General features: G+C 67.9%; 10 protein-coding genes and 3 rRNA genes. 4 read left to right on the forward strand and 9 right to left on the reverse strand.

Features of this window, described 5'->3' with window-relative positions; all coding sequences use genetic code 11:
* Nucleotides 1–44 precede the first annotated feature (44 nt).
* From AC5677_RS05665 to AC5677_RS05685, 5 genes are all read right to left on the reverse strand, one after another.
* Nucleotides 45–2540: a sugar phosphate nucleotidyltransferase gene (locus AC5677_RS05665; RefSeq protein ID WP_497193896.1), complete on the reverse strand. Its 2496-nt coding sequence runs from the start codon at nucleotides 2538–2540 to the stop codon at nucleotides 45–47.
* Nucleotides 2541–2661: 121 nt separating this feature from the next.
* The gene (gene clsA, locus AC5677_RS05670; RefSeq protein WP_497193897.1) at nucleotides 2662–3273 is read right to left on the reverse strand and encodes a cardiolipin synthase ClsA; all 612 of its coding nucleotides are present in this window, start codon (nucleotides 3271–3273) and stop codon (nucleotides 2662–2664) included.
* Between the two features lie 148 nt (nucleotides 3274–3421).
* Nucleotides 3422–3538 (reverse strand): 5S ribosomal RNA (gene rrf / locus AC5677_RS05675).
* 74 nt (nucleotides 3539–3612) lie between these two features.
* Nucleotides 3613–6735 (reverse strand): 23S ribosomal RNA (locus AC5677_RS05680).
* A 299-nt stretch (nucleotides 6736–7034) separates the two neighbouring features.
* A 16S ribosomal RNA gene (locus AC5677_RS05685) occupies nucleotides 7035–8563 on the reverse strand.
* The 16S, 23S and 5S rRNA genes sit together here, the layout of an rRNA operon.
* Nucleotides 8564–9169: 606 nt before the next feature.
* Here AC5677_RS05685 and AC5677_RS05690 point away from each other — a divergent pair.
* On the forward strand, nucleotides 9170–9619 hold the full coding sequence (locus AC5677_RS05690; RefSeq protein WP_403828664.1) for a PTS sugar transporter subunit IIA: 450 nt from the start codon (nucleotides 9170–9172) through the stop codon (nucleotides 9617–9619).
* Nucleotides 9620–9697: 78 nt separating this feature from the next.
* Entirely contained in the window at nucleotides 9698–11368 is a 1671-nt protein-coding gene (gene ptsP / locus AC5677_RS05695; protein WP_497193898.1) for a phosphoenolpyruvate--protein phosphotransferase, read from the forward strand.
* A gap of 103 nt (nucleotides 11369–11471) precedes the next feature.
* Here the strand turns inward: ptsP and AC5677_RS05700 are convergent, their stop codons facing one another.
* Both AC5677_RS05700 and AC5677_RS05705 read right to left on the reverse strand, forming a co-directional pair.
* Nucleotides 11472–12374, reverse strand: a complete 903-nt coding sequence (locus tag AC5677_RS05700) for a DUF8829 domain-containing protein (RefSeq protein WP_497193899.1) — start codon at nucleotides 12372–12374, stop codon at nucleotides 11472–11474.
* 118 nt (nucleotides 12375–12492) lie between these two features.
* The gene (locus AC5677_RS05705) at nucleotides 12493–14523 is read right to left on the reverse strand and encodes an acetoacetate--CoA ligase (RefSeq protein WP_497193900.1); all 2031 of its coding nucleotides are present in this window, start codon (nucleotides 14521–14523) and stop codon (nucleotides 12493–12495) included.
* Between the two features lie 306 nt (nucleotides 14524–14829).
* Between AC5677_RS05705 and AC5677_RS05710 the strand changes: the two genes are divergently transcribed.
* Nucleotides 14830–17220, forward strand: coding sequence for a glycoside hydrolase family 31 protein (locus AC5677_RS05710; RefSeq protein WP_497193901.1), 2391 nt, complete (start codon nucleotides 14830–14832; stop codon nucleotides 17218–17220).
* A 47-nt stretch (nucleotides 17221–17267) separates the two neighbouring features.
* Entirely contained in the window at nucleotides 17268–18062 is a 795-nt protein-coding gene (locus AC5677_RS05715) for a M15 family metallopeptidase (protein ID WP_497193902.1), read from the forward strand.
* Here the strand turns inward: AC5677_RS05715 and AC5677_RS05720 are convergent.
* A complete protein-coding gene (locus tag AC5677_RS05720; protein WP_497193903.1) occupies nucleotides 18038–19417 on the reverse strand; it encodes an adenylosuccinate synthetase in 1380 nt (459 codons plus the stop codon). The two genes, AC5677_RS05715 and AC5677_RS05720, sit on opposite strands and share 25 nt — an antisense overlap.
* 9 nt (nucleotides 19418–19426) lie before the next feature.
* Nucleotides 19427–20419 (reverse strand): hypothetical protein, encoded by a 993-nt coding sequence (locus AC5677_RS05725; RefSeq protein ID WP_497193904.1) that lies wholly within the window; start codon nucleotides 20417–20419, stop codon nucleotides 19427–19429.
* Between the last annotated feature and the right edge of the window lie 25 nt (nucleotides 20420–20444).

The raw sequence follows: 20444 nt of genomic DNA on the forward strand, positions 1-20444 counted from the left end.
CCCCACCGGCGTGCCCGATCGCGGGCACGCCGGTGGGCTCGGGCTCAGCGTCCGGCGCCGTCCACCACGGCCGCCCACTCGTCCAACAACTGCTGCGCGGAGGCGTCGTCCGGCCCCTCCGCCCACAGATGCGTCACCGCCTCGGCCGGGTCGGGGAGCACCAGCACCCAGCGGCCGTCCGCCTCCACGACGCGAACGCCGTCGGTGGTGTCCACGTCCCGGTCGCCGGCCGCCTCGACCACATGCCGCATGACCAGGCCCTTGACCGCCCACGGCGTGGCAAGGTCACGGCGCAGCACATGAGCCCGCGGGATCCGTGCGTCGATCTGGCTGAGCGTGAGCTGGGTACGGGCCACCAGGCCGATCAGCGTGACGAATGCGGCCGCGCCGTCGAAGACGGCGCTGAACTCCGGAATGATGAAGCCACCGAGGCCGTCCCCGCCGAAGACCGTGCCCTCCATCCGGGCCACCCGGGCCAGATCGTCCGGCGAAGTGGTCGTCCACTCCACCTGGGTCCCGTGGTACGCCGCCACCTGCTCGGCGATACGGGTCGTGGTCACCGGCAGCGCCACCCGCCCGCTGCGCCGCTCGGCCGCCACCAGGTCCAGCATCACCAGCAGCGCACGGTCGTCCTCGATGATCCGGCCGCGCTCGTCCACCAGGGACAGCCGCTCGCCCACCGGGTCGAAACGGACCCCGAAGGCGGCCCGCGCCGACGCCACGATCTCGCCGAGCCGCACCAGTCCCGCACGCCGGGCGTCGGGCGTCTCGGTCGGCCGGGACTCGTCGAGACCGGGATTGATCGTCAGCGAGTCGACACCGAGCCGGCCCAGCAGACTGGGCAGGACCAGCCCGGCGCTGCCGTTCGAGGCGTCCACGACGACCTTCAGCCCGGAGTCGGCGACGCCCGTGGTGTCCACCGCGCGCAGTACGGAGCCGGTGTAGGAGTCGAAGACGCTCGCCGGGAACCGCAGATCGCCGATCTCGCCGGGGAAGGCGCGGCGGTATTCCTGACGGGCGTAGACCCGGTCGAGCTTGCGCTGCCCGGCCTGCGAGAGGTCGGCGCCGCGCTCGTCGAAGAACATGATGTCGACGGAGTCCGGCACCCCGGGCGTCGTACGGACCATGATGCCGCCCGCGCTGCCCCGGGCGGTCTGCTGGCGGGCGACCGGCAGCGGAACGTTCTCGAGGTCCCGTACGTCGATGGCGCTGGCCTGCAGCGCGGAGATCACCGCGCGTTTGAGCGCCCGCGCGCCACGGGAGTGGTCCCGGGCGGTCGTGACCGTGGAGCCCTTCTTCAACGTGGTGGCGTACGCCCCCGCGAGCCGTACGGCCAGCTCCGGGGTGATCTCGACGTTGAGGATTCCGGAGACCCCGCGCGCGCCGAACAGATGCGCCTGGCCCCGGGATTCCCAGATCACCGAGGTATTGACGAACGCACCCGCCTCGATCGTCTTGAACGGATAGACCCGCACATTCCCCTGGACGATCGACTCCTCGCCGATGAGGCATTCATCGCCGATGACCGCACCGTCCTCGATCCGCGCGGCCCGCATGATGTCGGTGTTCTTGCCGATCACGCAGCCACGCAGATTGCTGTGCTGCCCGATGTAGACGTTGTCGTGCACCACCGCCCGGTGCAAAAACGCCCCGCTCTTGACCACCACGTTGGATCCGACAACGGTGTGCTCACGGATTTCCACACCGGCCTCGATCTTGGCGTAGTCGCCGATGTACAGCGGACCGCGCAGCACCGCGTCCGGATGCACTTCGGCGCCCTCGGCGACCCACACCCCCGGCGAGATCTCGAAGCCGTCGATTTCGACGTCGACCTTGCCCTCGAGCACATCGGCCTGGGCCTTCACATAGCTCTCGTGAGTGCCGACGTCCTCCCAGTACCCTTCGGCGACATAGCCGTAGATCGGCTTGCCTTCCTTCATGAGCTGCGGGAAGACATCGCCGGACCAGTCCACCGGAACGTCGGGCTCGAAATAGTCGAAAACCTCCGGCTCCATGACGTAGATGCCGGTGTTGACGGTGTCCGAGAACACCTGGCCCCAGGTGGGCTTTTCCAGGAAACGCTCGACCTTGCCGGCCTCGTCGACGATGGTGATGCCGAATTCCAGAGGGTTCGGCACCCTGGTGAGACAGACCGTCACCAGGGCGCCTTTTTCCTTGTGGAAGCGGATCAGGTCCGAGAGGTCGAAGTCGGTGAGGGCGTCACCCGAGATCACGAGGAATGCATCGTCCTTGAGGGCTTCCTCGGCGTTCTTCACGCTGCCCGCGGTGCCCAGCGGCTTTTCCTCGTTGGCGTAGGTGAGCTCCATTCCGAGCTCTTCCCCGTCGCCGAAATAGTTTTTAACGAGCGAGGCAAGGAATTGAACGGTTACGACGGTCTCGCTGAGACCATGCCGTTTCAGCAGCCGCAGCACATGCTCCATGATCGGCCTATTGGCCACAGGCAGCAGCGGCTTGGGCATGCTTGACGTCATGGGGCGAAGACGTGTGCCCTCGCCGCCCGCCATCACAACGGCCTTCATGTCGGAAGCGTCCTCCTCTAAGAGACGACGGTCTTGCCGACTTCACTTGTCCAGATCGCCCACTGTTCTTGTACTCACGTACGGGCGCCGGGCCTTGGCACAATCTGCCGGTTCGGCGAGCTCAGTCGGCCGTGGCGTCCGCCCTGATGAGCCGACGGACCTGGACCACGTAGAGGATCCCTGCCCACCAATAGAGCGCCGTACCCCATCCCGCGAACGCCCATCCGAAAATGGCAGCGAGTGTGTGAAGCCAGCCGTTCCCGACGCTCAGCAGGAGCAGCGGGAAGGCATACATCAAGTTGAACGTAGCCGCTTTGCCCAGGAAGTTCACCTGGGGAGGGCCATACCCGTGACGGCCCAGGAATCCGACCGCGATCAACAGCATCAGTTCGCGTGCCAGCAGAGCCGCGGTGAGCCAGATCGGCAGGATCTCCCGCCAGGTCAGCCCGACGAGGGTGGACAGGATGTAGAGGCGGTCGGCCGCGGGGTCGAGGATCCGGCCCAGGCTGCTGATCTGGTTCCAGCGCCGGGCGAGCTTGCCGTCCAGATAATCGCTGACGCCGCTCAGCGCGAGGACCACCAATGCCCAGGCATCGGCGGACTTCGGCCCATCGAATTCCGGCCACAGGATCAACCACAGGAACACCGGCACGCCGACCAGACGCCCCATGCTCAGAATATTCGGGATGGTGAGGACGCGGTGCGTCTGGACCTGCGTCTCCTGGACCTCCACTCGGAAGCCTCCTGTGGGAAATGTGCCGACGATACCCCTGACCTTACCTGCCCCGCCGGCCACGCCGCGCCGCGGGTCCCGGCTCCGCCGAAACGCGAGAAAGCCCCGTTGGGAACCTGGTTCCCAACGGGGCTTTCTCTTAAATTTTGTTCGGCGGCGTCCTACTCTCCCACAGGGTCCCCCCTGCAGTACCATCGGCGCTGAAAGGCTTAGCTTCCGGGTTCGGAATGTAACCGGGCGTTTCCCTAACGCAATGACCACCGAAACACTATGAAGTTAACACCGGAGCATGACTCAACGGTCGTTACTTCAGAACCTACACAGTGGACGCGAGCAACTGAGGACAAGCCCTCGGCCTATTAGTACCAGTCAACTCCACACCTTACGGCGCTTCCATATCTGGCCTATCAACCCAGTCGTCTACTGGGAGCCTTAACCCCTCAAGGGGGTGGGAGCCCTCATCTCGAAGCAGGCTTCCCGCTTAGATGCTTTCAGCGGTTATCCTTTCCGAACGTAGCCAACCAGCCATGCCCTTGGCAGGACAACTGGCACACCAGAGGTTCGTCCGTCCCGGTCCTCTCGTACTAGGGACAGCCCTTCTCAAGACTCCTACGCGCACAGCGGATAGGGACCGAACTGTCTCACGACGTTCTAAACCCAGCTCGCGTACCGCTTTAATGGGCGAACAGCCCAACCCTTGGGACCGACTCCAGCCCCAGGATGCGACGAGCCGACATCGAGGTGCCAAACCATCCCGTCGATATGGACTCTTGGGGAAGATCAGCCTGTTATCCCCGGGGTACCTTTTATCCGTTGAGCGACGGCGCTTCCACAAGCCACCGCCGGATCACTAGTCCCTACTTTCGTACCTGCTCGACCCGTCAGTCTCACAGTCAAGCTCCCTTGTGCACTTACACTCAACACCTGATTGCCAACCAGGCTGAGGGAACCTTTGGGCGCCTCCGTTACTCTTTAGGAGGCAACCGCCCCAGTTAAACTACCCACCAGACACTGTCCCTGATCCGGATCACGGACCCAGGTTAGACATCCAGCACGACCAGAGTGGTATTTCAACAATGACTCCACAACCACTGGCGTGGCTGCTTCAAAGTCTCCCACCTATCCTACACAAGCCGAACCGAACACCAATATCAAGCTATAGTAAAGGTCCCGGGGTCTTTCCGTCCTGCTGCGCGAAACGAGCATCTTTACTCGTAATGCAATTTCACCGGGCCTATGGTTGAGACAGTCGAGAAGTCGTTACGCCATTCGTGCAGGTCGGAACTTACCCGACAAGGAATTTCGCTACCTTAGGATGGTTATAGTTACCACCGCCGTTTACTGGCGCTTAAGTTCTCAGCTTCGCCACACCGAAATGTGACTAACCGGTCCCCTTAACGTTCCAGCACCGGGCAGGCGTCAGTCCGTATACATCGCCTTACGGCTTCGCACGGACCTGTGTTTTTAGTAAACAGTCGCTTCTCGCTGGTCTCTGCGGCCACCACCAGCTCACCGAGTAAATCGGATCACCAGCAATGGCCCCCCTTCTCCCGAAGTTACGGGGGCATTTTGCCGAGTTCCTTAACCATAGTTCACCCGAACGCCTCGGTATTCTCTACCTGACCACCTGAGTCGGTTTAGGGTACGGGCCGCCATGAAACTCGCTAGAGGCTTTTCTCGACAGCATAGGATCATCCACTTCACCACAATCGGCTCGGCATCAGGTCTCAGACTTAAATGCTGTCCGGATTTGCCTAGACAGCGTCCTACACCCTTACCCCGGGACAACCACCGCCCGGGCTGGACTACCTTCCTGCGTCACCCCATCGCTTACCTACTACCACCTTGGGTCAGCGGCTCCACCACGTCCCTTCGTCCGAAGACTCCAGGCCGGCTTCACGGCCTTAGCATTAATGGATTCGATATTGGGCGTTTCAAAGCGGGTACCGGAATATCAACCGGTTGTCCATCGACTACGCCTGTCGGCCTCGCCTTAGGTCCCGACTTACCCTGGGCAGATCAGCTTGACCCAGGAACCCTTAGTCAATCGGCGCACACGTTTCCCACGTGTGTATCGCTACTCATGCCTGCATTCTCACTCGTGAACCGTCCACAACTCGTTTCCACGGCTGCTTCACCCGGCACACGACGCTCCCCTACCCATCACAGCAGACGTTGGTCCTAATGCTGCAATGACACGACTTCGGCGGTGTGCTTGAGCCCCGCTACATTGTCGGCGCGGAATCACTTGACCAGTGAGCTATTACGCACTCTTTCAAGGGTGGCTGCTTCTAAGCCAACCTCCTGGTTGTCTCTGCGACTCCACATCCTTTCCCACTTAGCACACGCTTAGGGGCCTTAGTCGATGCTCTGGGCTGTTTCCCTCTCGACCATGGAGCTTATCCCCCACAGTCTCACTGCCGCGCTCTCACTTACCGGCATTCGGAGTTTGGCTAAGGTCAGTAACCCGGTAGGGCCCATCGCCTATCCAGTGCTCTACCTCCGGCAAGAAACACACGACGCTGCACCTAAATGCATTTCGGGGAGAACCAGCTATCACGGAGTTTGATTGGCCTTTCACCCCTAACCACAGGTCATCCCCCAGGTTTTCAACCCTGGTGGGTTCGGTCCTCCACGAAGTCTTACCTCCGCTTCAACCTGCCCATGGCTAGATCACTCCGCTTCGGGTCTTGGGCACGCTACTCAACGCCCTATTCGGACTCGCTTTCGCTACGGCTTCCCCACACGGGTTAACCTCGCAACATACCGCAAACTCGCAGGCTCATTCTTCAAAAGGCACGCAGTCACGACACAAGGAACAAGTTCCTTGTGCGACGCTCCCACGGCTTGTAGGCACACGGTTTCAGGTACTATTTCACTCCGCTCCCGCGGTACTTTTCACCATTCCCTCACGGTACTATCCGCTATCGGTCACCAGGGAATATTTAGGCTTAACGGGTGGTCCCGCCAGATTCACACGGGATTTCTCGGGCCCCGTGCTACTTGGGTGTCTCTCAAACGAGCCGTCAATGTTTCAGCTACGGGGGTCTTACCCTCTACGCCGGACCTTTCGCATGTCCTTCGCCTACATCAACGGTTTCTGACTCGTCTCACAGCCGGCAGACTATGAAAGAGAGATCCCACAACCCCAACCACGCAACCCCTGCCGGGTATCACACGTGACTGGTTTGGCCTCATCCGGTTTCGCTCGCCACTACTCCCGGAATCACGGTTGTTTTCTCTTCCTGCGGGTACTGAGATGTTTCACTTCCCCGCGTTCCCTCCACACTGCCTATGTGTTCAGCAGCGGGTGACAGCCCATGACGACTGCCGGGTTTCCCCATTCGGACACCCCCGGATCAAAGCTCGGTTGACAGCTCCCCGGGGCCTATCGCGGCCTCCCACGTCCTTCATCGGTTCCTGGTGCCAAGGCATCCACCGTGCGCCCTTAAAAACTTGGCCACAGATGCTCGCGTCCACTGTGCAGTTCTCAAGCAACGACCAGCCACCCACCACCCCAACCCGAAGGCTGAGTTCACTGGGGCCGGCATCGCGAAGGTCCAGACCGTAGCCCGTACCCTCAGATACCCAACAACGTGCCCGGCCCACCATCTCAATCCCCACGTTCCACGCCGAAGCAGTACTAGTGACAACCAATCAAGTGCGCCGAATAGTCAACGTTCCACCCATGAGCTAACCACCGTCGGACATTTGCCGACGTAGTGGCTCTGGATCCCTTACAGGATCTAGATGCTCCTTAGAAAGGAGGTGATCCAGCCGCACCTTCCGGTACGGCTACCTTGTTACGACTTCGTCCCAATCGCCAGTCCCACCTTCGACGATTCCCTCCCACAAGGGGTTGGGCCACCGGCTTCGGGTGTTACCGACTTTCGTGACGTGACGGGCGGTGTGTACAAGGCCCGGGAACGTATTCACCGCAGCAATGCTGATCTGCGATTACTAGCAACTCCGACTTCATGGGGTCGAGTTGCAGACCCCAATCCGAACTGAGACCGGCTTTTTGAGATTCGCTCCACCTCGCGGTATCGCAGCTCATTGTACCGGCCATTGTAGCACGTGTGCAGCCCAAGACATAAGGGGCATGATGACTTGACGTCGTCCCCACCTTCCTCCGAGTTGACCCCGGCAGTCTCCTGTGAGTCCCCATCACCCCGAAAGGCATGCTGGCAACACAGAACAAGGGTTGCGCTCGTTGCGGGACTTAACCCAACATCTCACGACACGAGCTGACGACAGCCATGCACCACCTGTACACCGACCACAAGGGGGACCCTGTCTCCAGGGTTTTCCGGTGTATGTCAAGCCTTGGTAAGGTTCTTCGCGTTGCGTCGAATTAAGCCACATGCTCCGCTGCTTGTGCGGGCCCCCGTCAATTCCTTTGAGTTTTAGCCTTGCGGCCGTACTCCCCAGGCGGGGAACTTAATGCGTTAGCTGCGGCACGGACGACGTGGAATGTCGCCCACACCTAGTTCCCAACGTTTACGGCGTGGACTACCAGGGTATCTAATCCTGTTCGCTCCCCACGCTTTCGCTCCTCAGCGTCAGTATCGGCCCAGAGATCCGCCTTCGCCACCGGTGTTCCTCCTGATATCTGCGCATTTCACCGCTACACCAGGAATTCCGATCTCCCCTACCGAACTCTAGCCTGCCCGTATCGAATGCAGACCCGGGGTTAAGCCCCGGGCTTTCACATCCGACGCGACAAGCCGCCTACGAGCTCTTTACGCCCAATAATTCCGGACAACGCTTGCGCCCTACGTATTACCGCGGCTGCTGGCACGTAGTTAGCCGGCGCTTCTTCTGCAGGTACCGTCACTCTCGCTTCTTCCCTGCTGAAAGAGGTTTACAACCCGAAGGCCGTCATCCCTCACGCGGCGTCGCTGCATCAGGCTTTCGCCCATTGTGCAATATTCCCCACTGCTGCCTCCCGTAGGAGTCTGGGCCGTGTCTCAGTCCCAGTGTGGCCGGTCGCCCTCTCAGGCCGGCTACCCGTCGTCGCCTTGGTAGGCCATCACCCCACCAACAAGCTGATAGGCCGCGGGCTCATCCTTCACCGCCGGAGCTTTCCACACGGAGGTCATGCGACCCCGTGTCGTATCCGGTATTAGACCCCGTTTCCAGGGCTTGTCCCAGAGTGAAGGGCAGATTGCCCACGTGTTACTCACCCGTTCGCCACTAATCCACCACCGAAGCGGCTTCATCGTTCGACTTGCATGTGTTAAGCACGCCGCCAGCGTTCGTCCTGAGCCAGGATCAAACTCTCCGTGAATGTTTACCCGTAATCGGGTGACACTCGCGTTGAGCGGAACGAGCGGGCGGAATAAGCCTGCTCGTTCACAGCGTCCTCGCTGTGTATTGCCTACCGTCACACAAGGTGTCGGCAGGACTTTCAAAGGAACCTCATCTCCCGGATGTTTCCGGTCGACGGGGTATCAACATATCTGGCGTTGACTTTTGGCACGCTGTTGAGTTCTCAAGGAACGGACGCTTCCTTTGGATTCCCTCTCGGGTTTCCTCCGGGCGCTTCCCTTCGGTGTTTCACACTCTATCAGGCCTTTTCCGGTCTTCCGAACCGCTGCTTTTCTGCAGACATGCAGAATCACGCAATTCGAGAATCTCGATCAAGAATCTGAGGGAGTGCCGCCCACGGTCGACCGGACCGCAGTTGATTGCGGCCTGGTTGTCTGGGGCAGGTCTCAGACAGTACAGCCCTGCTGTGGGCGAGGCAAATCGATTCAGCGGGCATCAGGGTCCGTTCGGCCGGTGTCGCCCATGCGGAATCGGCCGTTCTTATGACTTACGCTTCTGAACGGTGCGCCGTCCAGGACAGGTAGTGACGGCGGCCTGATGAATCTCCACCCCTGGGAGGCTTCCCATGACCACCGTGACGTCCCCTCTTGCAGGACGCGCCATCGGACTCGCGGCAGTGCCCGATCCGGTGTTCTCCGGAGCGATGGTGGGTCCGGGTACCGCCATCGACCCCGTTCGTGAGCCGTCCGAGGCGGTTTCGCCCGTGGACGGCGTTGTCGTTTCTCTGCACCCGCATGCGTTCGTTGTTGTCGACGCCGAGGGGCACGGCGTGCTGACGCACCTGGGTATCGACACCGTTCAGCTCAACGGCGAGGGCTTTGAGCTGCTCGTCAACAAGGGGGACACCGTTTCCCGCGGCCAGGCGGTCGTGCGCTGGAACCCGGCTGCGGTCGAGGAGGCCGGCAAGTCGGCGGTGTGCCCGGTTGTTGCGCTGGAGGCGGCCGCGGACTCGCTCGGTGACGTGCGCGAGGACGGCGACGTCAAGGCGGGCGACGCGCTCTTCTCCTGGCAGTAGCAGCGGACGCCGTCCTGGACGGCGGGTACGACATCCATCGCGGCGGCCGGGGCCGCCGTATCAAGGGAGACGGGTGACATGGAGACAACGCTGCGGGGCGTCGGCGTGAGCCACGGCGTGGCCATAGGCGAGGTACGGCACATGGGTACGGCCGTACTCGAGCCGCCGGCCAAGCAGATTCCGGCGGAGGAGGCGGAGCGCGAGCAGGGGCGCGCGCGTCAGGCCGTGGAGGCCGTTGCCGCCGATCTGGTCGCGCGGGGGAATCTGGCGGGCGGCGAGGCGCAGGGCGTGCTCGAGGCGCAGGCCATGATGGCGCAGGACCCCGAGCTGATGGCGGATGTGGAGCGGCGGATCGCCGTGGGCAGCACCGCCGAGCGGGCGGTGTACGACGCGTTTGCGGCCTACCGGGCGCTGCTGGCGGGGGCCGGGGAGTACCTGGCCGGGCGGGTCGCCGATCTTGATGATGTGCGCAACCGCATCGTCGCGCGGCTGCTGGGTGTGCCGATGCCGGGTGTGCCGGACAGCGATGAGCCGTTTGTGCTGATCGCCCGGGATCTGGCGCCCGCCGACACCGCGCTGCTGGACCCGGCGCTGGTGCTGGGGTTCGTGACCGAGGAGGGCGGGCCCACCAGCCACAGTGCGATTCTCGCGCGGGCACTGGGGGTGCCTGCCGTGGTGGCGCTGCCGGGCGCAGGGGAGATCGTCGAGGGCACCGTGATCGCGGTGGACGGCAGCACCGGTGAGGTGTTCGTCGAGCCGGATGCGGACAAGCGGGCGGCGCTCGAGCAGGCCGCGGCGGAGCGGAAGGCTGCGCTGGCCGCTTCCTCCGGTCCGGGGGCCACCTCCGACGGGCACAAGGTGCCGTTGCTGGCGAATGTCGGTGGGCCCGGCGATGTGCCCGCTGCCGTGGAGGCCGGGGCGGAGGGGGTTGGACTCTTCCGTACCGAGTTCCTGTTCCTGGACGACAGCAAGAAGGCGCCGTCGGAGGACAAGCAGGTCGAGGCGTACCGGAAGGTGCTGGAGGCCTTCCCCGAGGGACGCGTGGTCGTGCGGGTGCTCGACGCCGGTGCCGACAAGCCGCTGGACTTCCTGACGCCGGCCGACGAGCCGAACCCCGCGCTGGGTGTACGGGGTCTGCGGACGCTGCTGGACCACCCGGATGTGCTGCGGACGCAGCTGACCGCGCTGGCCAGGGCGGCCGAGGGGCTGCCGGTCTACCTCGAGGTCATGGCCCCGATGGTGGCGGACCGGATCGACGCCAAGGCGTTCGCGGACGCGTGCCGGGAGGCCGGGCTGCGGGCGAAGTTCGGTGCGATGGTGGAGATTCCGTCCGCGGCCCTTCGGGCGCGGTCGATTCTGCAGGAGGTGGAGTTCCTTTCGCTGGGGACCAATGACCTGGCGCAGTACACCTTTGCCGCCGACCGTCAGGTGGGTGCGGTGTCGCGGCTGCAGGATCCCTGGCAGCCGGCGCTGCTGGACCTCGTGGCGGCTTCGGCCGAGGCCGCGAAGGCCGAGGGCAAGAGCTGTGGTGTGTGTGGTGAGGCGGCCTCCGATCCGGAATTGGCGTGTGTGCTGACGGGGCTTGGTGTCACCAGCCTTTCGATGGGTGCGGCGTCGATTCCGTATGTGCGCGCGACGCTGGCGAAGCACACGCTGGCGCAGTGTGAGCGTGCGGCGGCCGCGGCGCGGGCGGCGGACACCGCCGATGATGCGCGGGCCGCGGCGCGGGCGGTGCTCTCCGGGGAGTAGCGCCGCCCGGCGCGTGCGTCGCCGGAGCCGTTGATGGCCGTCCCGCCTCTGTGGTGGGGCGGCCATCTGCCGTGGCGGTGCGGTGGCCTGGTGGGGGCACCGGTCAGTGGTGGCGGTGTTCGTCCGGTGGGGGTGTGAGGGGGAGGCCGGGGGCGTGGTCGACGCCGTGCTCGGGCGGGATGGGCTCGCCGGTGTCGGCGTCGGTGCAGTAGGCGGTGAAGACCTCGGCCTCGGTGAGCGGGCAGGGCCAGCCGTCGCGCAGGGACCAGCCGCGGACCGTGGAGCGCCTTTCTCCGGTCGTGGTGCGGGCGACGATGCCGCCCGGGGTGCGCAGCGCGAGGCCGGCGGCGAGGACCGTGCAGAAGATGAGCGTCTCGGACTCGGAGAGCTGGGGGCGGTCGGCCTCGGCCGTGGTGGTGTGCAGGATCGCGAGGAGGGGTGGATCCCCCGCGGGGACGCTGCAGACGAGGTGGTGGGTGCCGTCTCCGAGCGCTTTGAGGAGTTGCCGGACGGCGGCGGTGGCGCGGGCGAAGGCGGCGTGGCCGAGGTCGGCGCCGCAGTCCTGGCAGCTGCCCGCGCGGGCCAGGACGGCGGATGCCTGGTCCCAGGTCGCCTGGCGGTCTGCCTCCTCGATGAGCAGGGGGAGGAGCTGGGCCAGGGGCTCGCCCGCGTAGGGCAGCGTCGCTCCGGTGCAGGCGAGTTCGGCGGTGTAGCGCGTGCGGCTGCCGGGGTGGTCCGGGTCCAGGGCGAGGTCGGTGCAGTACTGCGCGTAGGCGACCGGGTCGAAGAGGCTCAGGGTCGTGAGCACGCCTTGGGCGGCGAGGGTGCGGAGCAGCGTTTCCATCTGCTGGAGGTAGCTGCGGTGGTCGTCGAACGGGAAGGTGCGGTAGCGGCGCATGGCCGCGAAGTCGCGTTCGTCGGCGAGGACGGCGGCGGTGCTGGGGACTTCGCGGCGCAGCTTGCGGCGGGCGGCGGCCTGGTCGGTGCGCCGGGTGGTGGATGTCATGGCTCCCCCTCAGTGCGGTGCGTTGGTCGAACGTCACTTGTCACTGAGAGTAAGCGGGGGGTCTGACAATGGCCGGTCGGCGCCCGGCGGACCGGCGCCGACCAGGCCTGGGCCGTGGTTACTTGGCGCGGTCGCGGGCCACCTGCTCGTAGAAGCGCAGGAGTTCGAGGTTGTCGACGGAGCCGGGGTTGACGGCCTTGTCGAGCGGGGTGCCCTGGAGGAGGCGTTTGACGGGGACCTCGATGCGTTTGCCGGTGAGGGTGTGCGGGACGCCGGGGGCCTGGATGATGTCGTCGGGGACGTGGCGGGGGGAGAGTTCGGTGCGGATGGTCCGTTTGATGCGGTCGCGGAGGGCGTCGTCGAGGGTGGCGCCGGGGGCGAGGTGGACGAAAAGGGGCATCCAGTAGCCGCCGTCGGGGAGTTCGAGGCCGATGACGAGGGATTCGCGGATCTCCGGGAGGCGTTCGACGGCCTCGTAGATGTCGGCGGAGCCCATCCGGACGCCCTGGCGGTTGAGGGTGGAGTCGGAGCGGCCGTGGATGATGACGCTGCCGCGGGAGGTGAGGGTGATCCAGTCGCCGTGCCGCCAGACGCCGGGGTACATGTCGAAGTAGCTGTCGTGGTAGCGGCTGCCGTCGGGGTCGTTCCAGAAGCGGGTGGGCATGGACGGCATGGGGTGGGTGACGACGAGTTCGCCGACCTCGTCGGTGAGGGGCTTGCCCTGGGGGTCCCAGGCCTGGAGGTCGGTGCCCAGGCAGGGGGCCTGGAGTTCGCCGATGTGGACGGGGAGGGTGGGGACGGCGCCGGCGAAGCAGCTGCAGACGTCGGTGCCGCCGCTGACGGAGGCGGTCCACAGGTCGGCGCCGCTCTCCGCGAAGGAGTCGTGCAGCCAGCGGAAGCCGTCGGGCGGGAGCGGGGAGCCGGTGGTGGCGACGCAGGTGATGGCGGAGAGGTCGAGGTCGCGGGCCGGGTGGATGCCGGCCTTGCGGCAGGCCATGACGTAGGCGGCGGAGGTGCCGAAGACGGTGGCGCGGGTGGTTTCGGCGACCCGCCACTGGGCGGAGATGTCGGGGTGGCCGGGGCTGCCGTCGTAGAGCACGATCGTGGCGCCCACCAGGAGGCCGCCGACGAGGAAGTTCCACATCATCCAGCCGGTGGAGGTGTACCAGAAGAAGCGGTCCTCGGGGCCGAGGTCGCAGTGCAGGCCGGTCTGTTTGAGGTGTTCGAGGAGGATGCCGCCCTGGGACTGGACGATGGCCTTGGGCAGGCCGGTGGTGCCGGAGGAGTACAGGACCCACAGGGGGTGATCGAAGGGGACCTGTTCGTAGACCGGTTCGGTGGCCTGGGCGATCAGGTCCGGCCAGTTCAGGGCGCCTTCGGGGGCGGGGGTGCCGAGCAGGGGGATGTGGATGACGGCGCGGAGGGTGGGGAGTTCGGCGCGGAGTTCGCCGACGGTGTCGCGGCGGTCGTGTTCCTTGCCGCCGTAGCGGTAGCCGTCGACGGTGAACAGGACGACCGGTTCGATCTGCTGGAAGCGGTCCAGGACGCTGCGGGCGCCGAAGTCGGGGGCGCAGGAGGTCCATACGGCGCCGACCGCGGCGGTGGCCAGGAGGGCGACGACGGCCTGCGGGATGTTGGGGACATAGCCGCTGACGCGGTCGCCGGGGCGAACCCCGAGGCGGCGGAGTGCGGCGGCCAGCGCGCCGACCTGGTCGCGCAGCTGGGTCCAGGTGACGGTGGTGGGCTCATGGGTCTCGTCGACGTACAGGAGCGCCGGGGCATCCGCGCGGTCCGGGTCCGCGGCGGCGCGCAGGGCGTGTTCGGCATAGTTGAGGGTGGCGCCGGGGAACCAGCGGGCGCCGGGCATCGTGCGGTCGGCGAGGACCGTGTCGTAGGGCGCGGTGAAGCGGACGTCGAACCATTCGGCGGTGGCCTGCCAGAAGGCCGGGAGGTCGGCGACGGACCAGCGGTGCAGGTCGGCGTAGCTCGCGGCGGGGTCGCCGGGGGTGGGGGCGGGTGCGCCGTGGTGTGCGGCGGCCCAGGTGTGGAAGCGGGTGATCCGGGCGCCGGCGATGCGGTCCGGGCCGGGCTGCCAGAGGGGTTCCGGCTGCGGTTCCGGTCGGTCGTCGGACTGCGGTGCGGTGGTCATGATGCGGCTCCCGGGCGATACGCGTCGTGTGCGTCGGTCGTGCGCGGCCCCGGTTGCCTGGTGGGTGGGGGCGCGCGTGACACGGCTTGCCTGGACCATGCCATGTGATCGACTTGTGCACCAGGGTGGGCCTGCCACATCCGGGGTGGCGGCGGCCGCGGAGTGCGTGATCGTCCGGTTGCCCGGCGGTATCAAGCCATCGGGCCCCGGTCCGCGGGCCTGAAGGTGGCCGAGGGTGACCCCGCGCAGGTGAACGGCAGTTGAACGCTGCCCGCACACCGGTGCGTCAATGGCAGGCTGGCCTGCATGGACGGGCGGGATCTGGTGCGGTCGGTACGGATGGTCAGGGCGGTCGGGCCGGCGCAGGGGCTGCGGTCCGTGCGGATGGCGTGGCGGCGCCGGAGAGCGGACGGGCGGGCGTTTGCGCGGCAGGGCGGGGAGCGGGCGCGGGTGCCGGGGGCGGCGACCGGGGCGGAGCCGCAGCCGGGTGGCGGGCTGATCCACTTCGCGCGGTCGTCGCTGCGGGTGCGGGTCGCGTCGGGTGGCGCGGTGTTCTGCGGCTGGGACGGCGCCGAGCCGGAGCCCTCGTACGCGCTGGCCGGGGCGTGTCCGCAGGTGGACCCGCGGGCGGTGCTGGAGCCGGACACGGAGGGTGGCTGGCGGGTCGTCTCGGAGCGGGTGCTGGTGGCGGTGTCCCGGCACGGTGCGGTCGAGGTGCGCACGCCCGGTGGGGTCACGCTGCGGCGGGAGCTGCCGCCGCGCTGGTGGGATGCCGCGGACTCCGAGGGCTCGGTGGCCGACGGGCGGCCGGAGGGGAGCGGCGTCTCGCGGTGGGTGCAGCGTTCGGAGGTGGGGGCCGACGCGCGGTTCTTCGGGCTGGGCGGCCGGGCGCACGGGCCGCGGCTGCGGGACGGGGTGTACCGGCTGTGGAACACCGATCCGGGCGGGGCGTTCGTGCCCGGGGACGATCCGCTGTCCCTGACGATGCCGGTGCAGCTGGTGGTGGCGGACGCCGGGACGCATCTGGTCTTCCACGACAACTCCTGGGACGGCCGGGTCACGCTGCGCGAGGGCGCGGAGGGCGCGGGCTCCGGGCACGACCGGCCGGGCACGTGTGAGCTGCGGATGGACGGCGGGCCGCTGCGCTACTGGGTGCTGCTGGGTGCCCCGTCCCGGGTGCTGCTGGGGTGGACGGCGCTGACCGGCGCGCCGGCGCTGCCGCCCCGTTGGGCGCTCGGGTATCAGCATGCCCGCTGGGGCTTCGGCGGGCAGGACGAGGTGCGCCGGGTGGTGGCCGGCTACCGGGAGCGCGGTCTGCCGCTGTCCGCCGTCCATCTGGACATCGACCATTACGACCGCCATCGGGTCTTCACCGTCGACCGGGAGCGGTATCCGGATCTGCCGGGTCTGGCGCGGGAGTTGCGCGGCGAGGGGGTGCGGCTGGTGTCGATCGTGGATCCGGCGGTGAAGGCGGCGCCGGGCGAGGTGGTCTACGAGGGCGGGGCGGCGGCCGATGCGTTCGTGCGGGACGCGCGGGGGCGGGAGGTGCGCGGGGTGGTGTGGCCGGGCGAGTCGGTGTATCCGGATTTCACCGATGCGCGGGTGCGCAAGTGGTGGGGTGCGCTGTACGCGGAGCGGCTCGCACAGGGATTCGCGGGTGTCTGGCACGACATGAACGAGCCGGTGTCCTTCGCGGCGTTCGGGGAGCCGACGCTGCCGCGCTCGGCCCGGCATGCGCTGGAGGGCCGGGGCGGCGACCACCGGGAGGCGCACAACGTCTACGGGCTGGCGATGGCGCGGGCCGGCTATGAGGGACTGTGCGAACTGCGGCCCGAGGAGCGGCCGTTCCTGTTCTCGCGATCGGGCTGGGCGGGGCTGCAGCGGTACGGCGGCACCTGGTCGGGGGATGTGGCGACGGGCTGGCCGGGGCTGCGGGCCTCGCTGTCGCTGGTGCTCGGCCTGGGGCTGTGCGGGATCCCTTACAGCGGCCCGGACATCGGGGGGTTCTCCGCGCAGCCGTCGCCGGAGCTGTACTTGCGGTGGTTCCAGCTGGGTGCGTGGCTGCCGCTGTTCCGTACGCATTCGGCGGTGGGGGCGGGGCGGCGGGAGCCGTGGGAGTTCGGGCCGGAGGTGCTGGCGCACGCCCGTGCGGCGCTCGGCGAGCGGATGCGGCTGTTGCCGTACTTCCACACGCTGGGGCAGCTGGCGCGGCTGTCCGGCGCGCCGTATGTCCGGCCGCTGTGGTGGCATGCGCCGCGCGACCGGGAGCTGCGGGACTGCGAGGACGCGTTCCTGCTGGGGGACGCGCTGCTGGTGGCGCCGGTGCTGGAGGCCGGTGTGACGGAGCGGGCGGTGCGGCTGCCGCGCGGGCGGTGGTACGACACGGCCACCGGGCGCGCGTACGACGGTCCGGGGCAGGTGGTGGTGGAGGCGCCGGCGGCGCGGATCCCGGTGCTGGCGCGGGCGGGTGCGGTGCTGCCGGTGGCGGGCGCGGACGGCGCCACGGAGCTGGAGGTGTGGGCGCCGGTGGCCGGGCGGCAGGGCGGCGGTGTGGTGGTGCCGGACACCGGGGACGGCTGGGGGCGGCCGGAGGTGGAGCGGTTCACCTCGCGGCTGAAGGACGGCGCGGTGGTCGTGGCGCGGCAGGACGGGGGCGCGGTGGGGTATCCGGTGCGGATACGCGGGCTGGACGGCTGACGCGGCGGGGCTTCCGCTGCGCCCGCCGCGGCTGGTAGATCAGGGCCATGCCGAGACTTGCTGCCGCGCTGCGCGGCCTCGCCGTCGCCGCCGCCGCCCTGCTGACCCTCACCGTCGTCCCGTCGAGCGCCTCGGCGGGCGGCGCGGCGCCGCCGTCCGCCCGCCCCCCGGAGTTCGTCGCGCTGCGGGCCGTGGACCCGACGATCATTCAGGAGATGCGCTACATCACGCCGCACAACTTCGTGGGCGTTCCGGTGGACGGCTACCAGCGCCCGACGTGTCTGCTGACGCGGGACGCCGCGCGGGCGCTGCATCGCGCCCAGCGTTCGTTCCTGAAGCGGGGGTTCTCGCTGAAGGTGTACGACTGCTACCGCCCGCAGCGGGCCGTGGACCATTTCGTCCGGTGGGCCAAGGACCTCGATGACCAGCGGATGAAGGCCGAGTTCTATCCGCGGGTGGACAAGACGCGGCTGTTCGACGACGGCTACATCGCCGCCAAGTCGGGGCACAGCCGGGGCAGTACGGTCGATCTGACCCTGGTGCGGCTGCCGGCGCTGCCCACCCGCCCGTATGTGCCGGGCGAGCCGCTGACGTCCTGTTACGGGCCGAAGGCCGGGCGCTTCCCGGACAACTCGCTCGACATGGGGACCGGCTTCGACTGTTTCGACACCCTTGCGCACACGCTGGATCCGCGGATCCACGGACGGCAGCTGAAGAACCGGCTGCTGCTCAAGACGGGGCTGGAGCGGGCCGGGTTCGTGAATCTTCCGGAGGAGTGGTGGCACTTCACCTTCCAGCCGGAGACGTTCCCGGACACCTATTTCGACTTCCCGGTGCGCTGAGTTCCGGTGCCCGCGGCCACCGGTTCGCCGGGCATCGGGCGGACGGGAGTGCGGGCGGACCCGCCGCTCCGGCGGCCGGACCCGCCGGTCGCGAGGACCTTGTCCGCCGCCGTCGGCCCGTAGGACTCCATCAGGACGGGGGCCGCCAGGGCCTCGCCGATGGCGTCGCACCAGGCGCGCGGGTCGGCGCCCGGTGACCGCCAGGCGGCCGGGCGGGCGGTCAGCAGGGTTTCGGTGAGGCGCTGTTGGCGGTCGAGGTCGCCGGGGCGGGCGGCGGCCGGGACGCGGTCCATCGGGCCGTCGGGGGTCCGGTAGCCGTGGACGAGGCGCAGTTCCGGGTGGCGGGCGGGCGCGTCGAGGTGGGTGACGGCGAGGGCGTCCACTCCCCCGCACACCGCGGCCGCGTAGGCGTGTGCCGGTGCGTCGAAGTGTCCGGCGCGGAAGGCGCCCTGCCAGCGTCCGTGGCCGTTGTGGGCCTCGGGCAGGGCGGTGCGCAGCGCGGGGTCCTCGGTGACCAGGGGGCCGGGTCCGTGGCGGGTGGTGTAGGTGCGGACGACGCCCAGGCGGAGCGCGGTTCCCGGCCGGCCCGCCTCGGCGAGCAGCGTCTCCGCTCCCTGGAACGTGGTGGTGGACCAGGTGGTGTACGGGTGGAAGCCGTACCACTCGTCCAGCAGCACGCCCTGGGCGCCCTCGAAGACGACGGCGCCGGAGCGCACCAGTGCGGTCAGGTGGTCGCCGTCGACGAGGCGTACGTGGTGGGCGAAGGCGGCGCAGGCGTCCAGGCAGGCGTCGACGGGCGGGCCGCCGAGCGGGCCGAGGTCCGCGGTCAGCCGGTCGCGGAGCAGGGTGAGTTTGCGGCGCAGCGCCGTACGGGAGGCGCAGTCGCCGGCCGTCGGGGCGTCGGCGGCGTGGGCGAGGGCGTACGCGGCGGTTTCGCCGATGCCCATGCCGCAGGAGCCGTGCCGGGCGGTGCCGCGGGCGCGTTCGCGGGCCTGGTTGGCGGCCGCGTGGTAGGGGGTGGTGAGCAGGGCGCGGCGGTCGACGGTGAGCAGGGACAGCGGGTCCGGGACGCCGAGCGAGGCCAGGTGGCGGGCCTCGGCGGCGAGGGCCAGGGGGTCGACCAGCATGAGGCGGGAGAGATGGGTGGGGACTCCGCTGAAGGTGCCGGAGCCGAACTGGGCGAAGGTGTGGTGGCGGCCGTCGGCGGTGACGACGTTGTGGGCGGCTTGGGCGCCGCCGTTGAAGCGGACCACCGCCGTGACCGGCGCGGCGCCCGGCAGGGGGGCGCAGAGCCGGTCGACGACGGTGCCCTTGCCGGCGTCGCCGTGGCCGAGGTCGACGACGATGGTGTGCACGGGCGGTCCTTACAGGCGGGTGGTGCCGCCCGCGGTGGGGTCGGCGTCGACGAGGGGTGCGGAGGAGCGGGCCACGGTGCCGCCGGAACGGCCAAGGGTGGCCAGCGCCTTGCCGACGGTGGCGCCCGCGTCGGAGCCGATGTCGGCGAGGTCGTCGAGTCCGGAGGCCAGGTCGATGGCCTCCTCGCCGAGGCCGACGGTCAGCGCGATGGTCTCGCAGACGGCGCCGAGGTCGTCGAGTTCGATGACGTTCTGGCCCAGGAGCTTGCGCCAGGTGCCGAGGACAGCGGTGTTGCCGACGTGGGCGGCCCCGGCCGGGACGATGAAGTACACCTCGAACTTCCGCCGCAGCTCGGCGAGGATCGCGGGCAGCGGGATGTCCTCGGTGAGGTGGTCGCCGAAGACGGCGCGGACCTCGCGGGCCTTGACCTTGCCGTAGGGCATCTCGTCGCCGATGAGGAAGAGGTAGCCGCGGCGGCCGCGCTTTTCGTGGCAGTCGAGGCTGGTGTGCCGTGCCATGGCGTAGAGGGCGAGTTCGTACGACTCGGTCATCTGGCCGCCTCCGCCGCCCTCCAGCAGGATGTTGCCGAGGTCGTCGTCCATGCGGTTGTCGGACTCGAACTGGCCGAGCTGGAGCGGGACGCGGTCGCAGGTGGCGTCGCCGACGGCGCCGAAGAGGATCTGCGGGTGTGCGACGTACCCCTTGCGCAGCAGCAGGCCGAACAGCTCGGGGAGCTTGGTCTGCAGCGTCCGCGGCACCGAGCCCATCGATCCGGTGACGTCGAAGAGGACGGAGATGGCCAGCGAGGTGGGGTGTTCGTCGGAGTCGCGGCTCTCGCGGGTGGTGAGGCCGTTGGGGTCGAGCGAGGGGTGTGCCGTCCAGGTGTGGCGCGGGGTGGAGGCGGTGGTGCGGTCGCTGTAGTCGAAGGCGCTGGTGCCGGCGGCGGCGCGGTAGCTTGCCGCGGCGCCGTAGACGTTGGTGGACCAGGTTCCGCTGCCCATGATGATTCCCCCTGATGTGTGGTGT

It is taken from the genome of Streptomyces sp. JLSY215 (genome assembly GCF_059682825.1).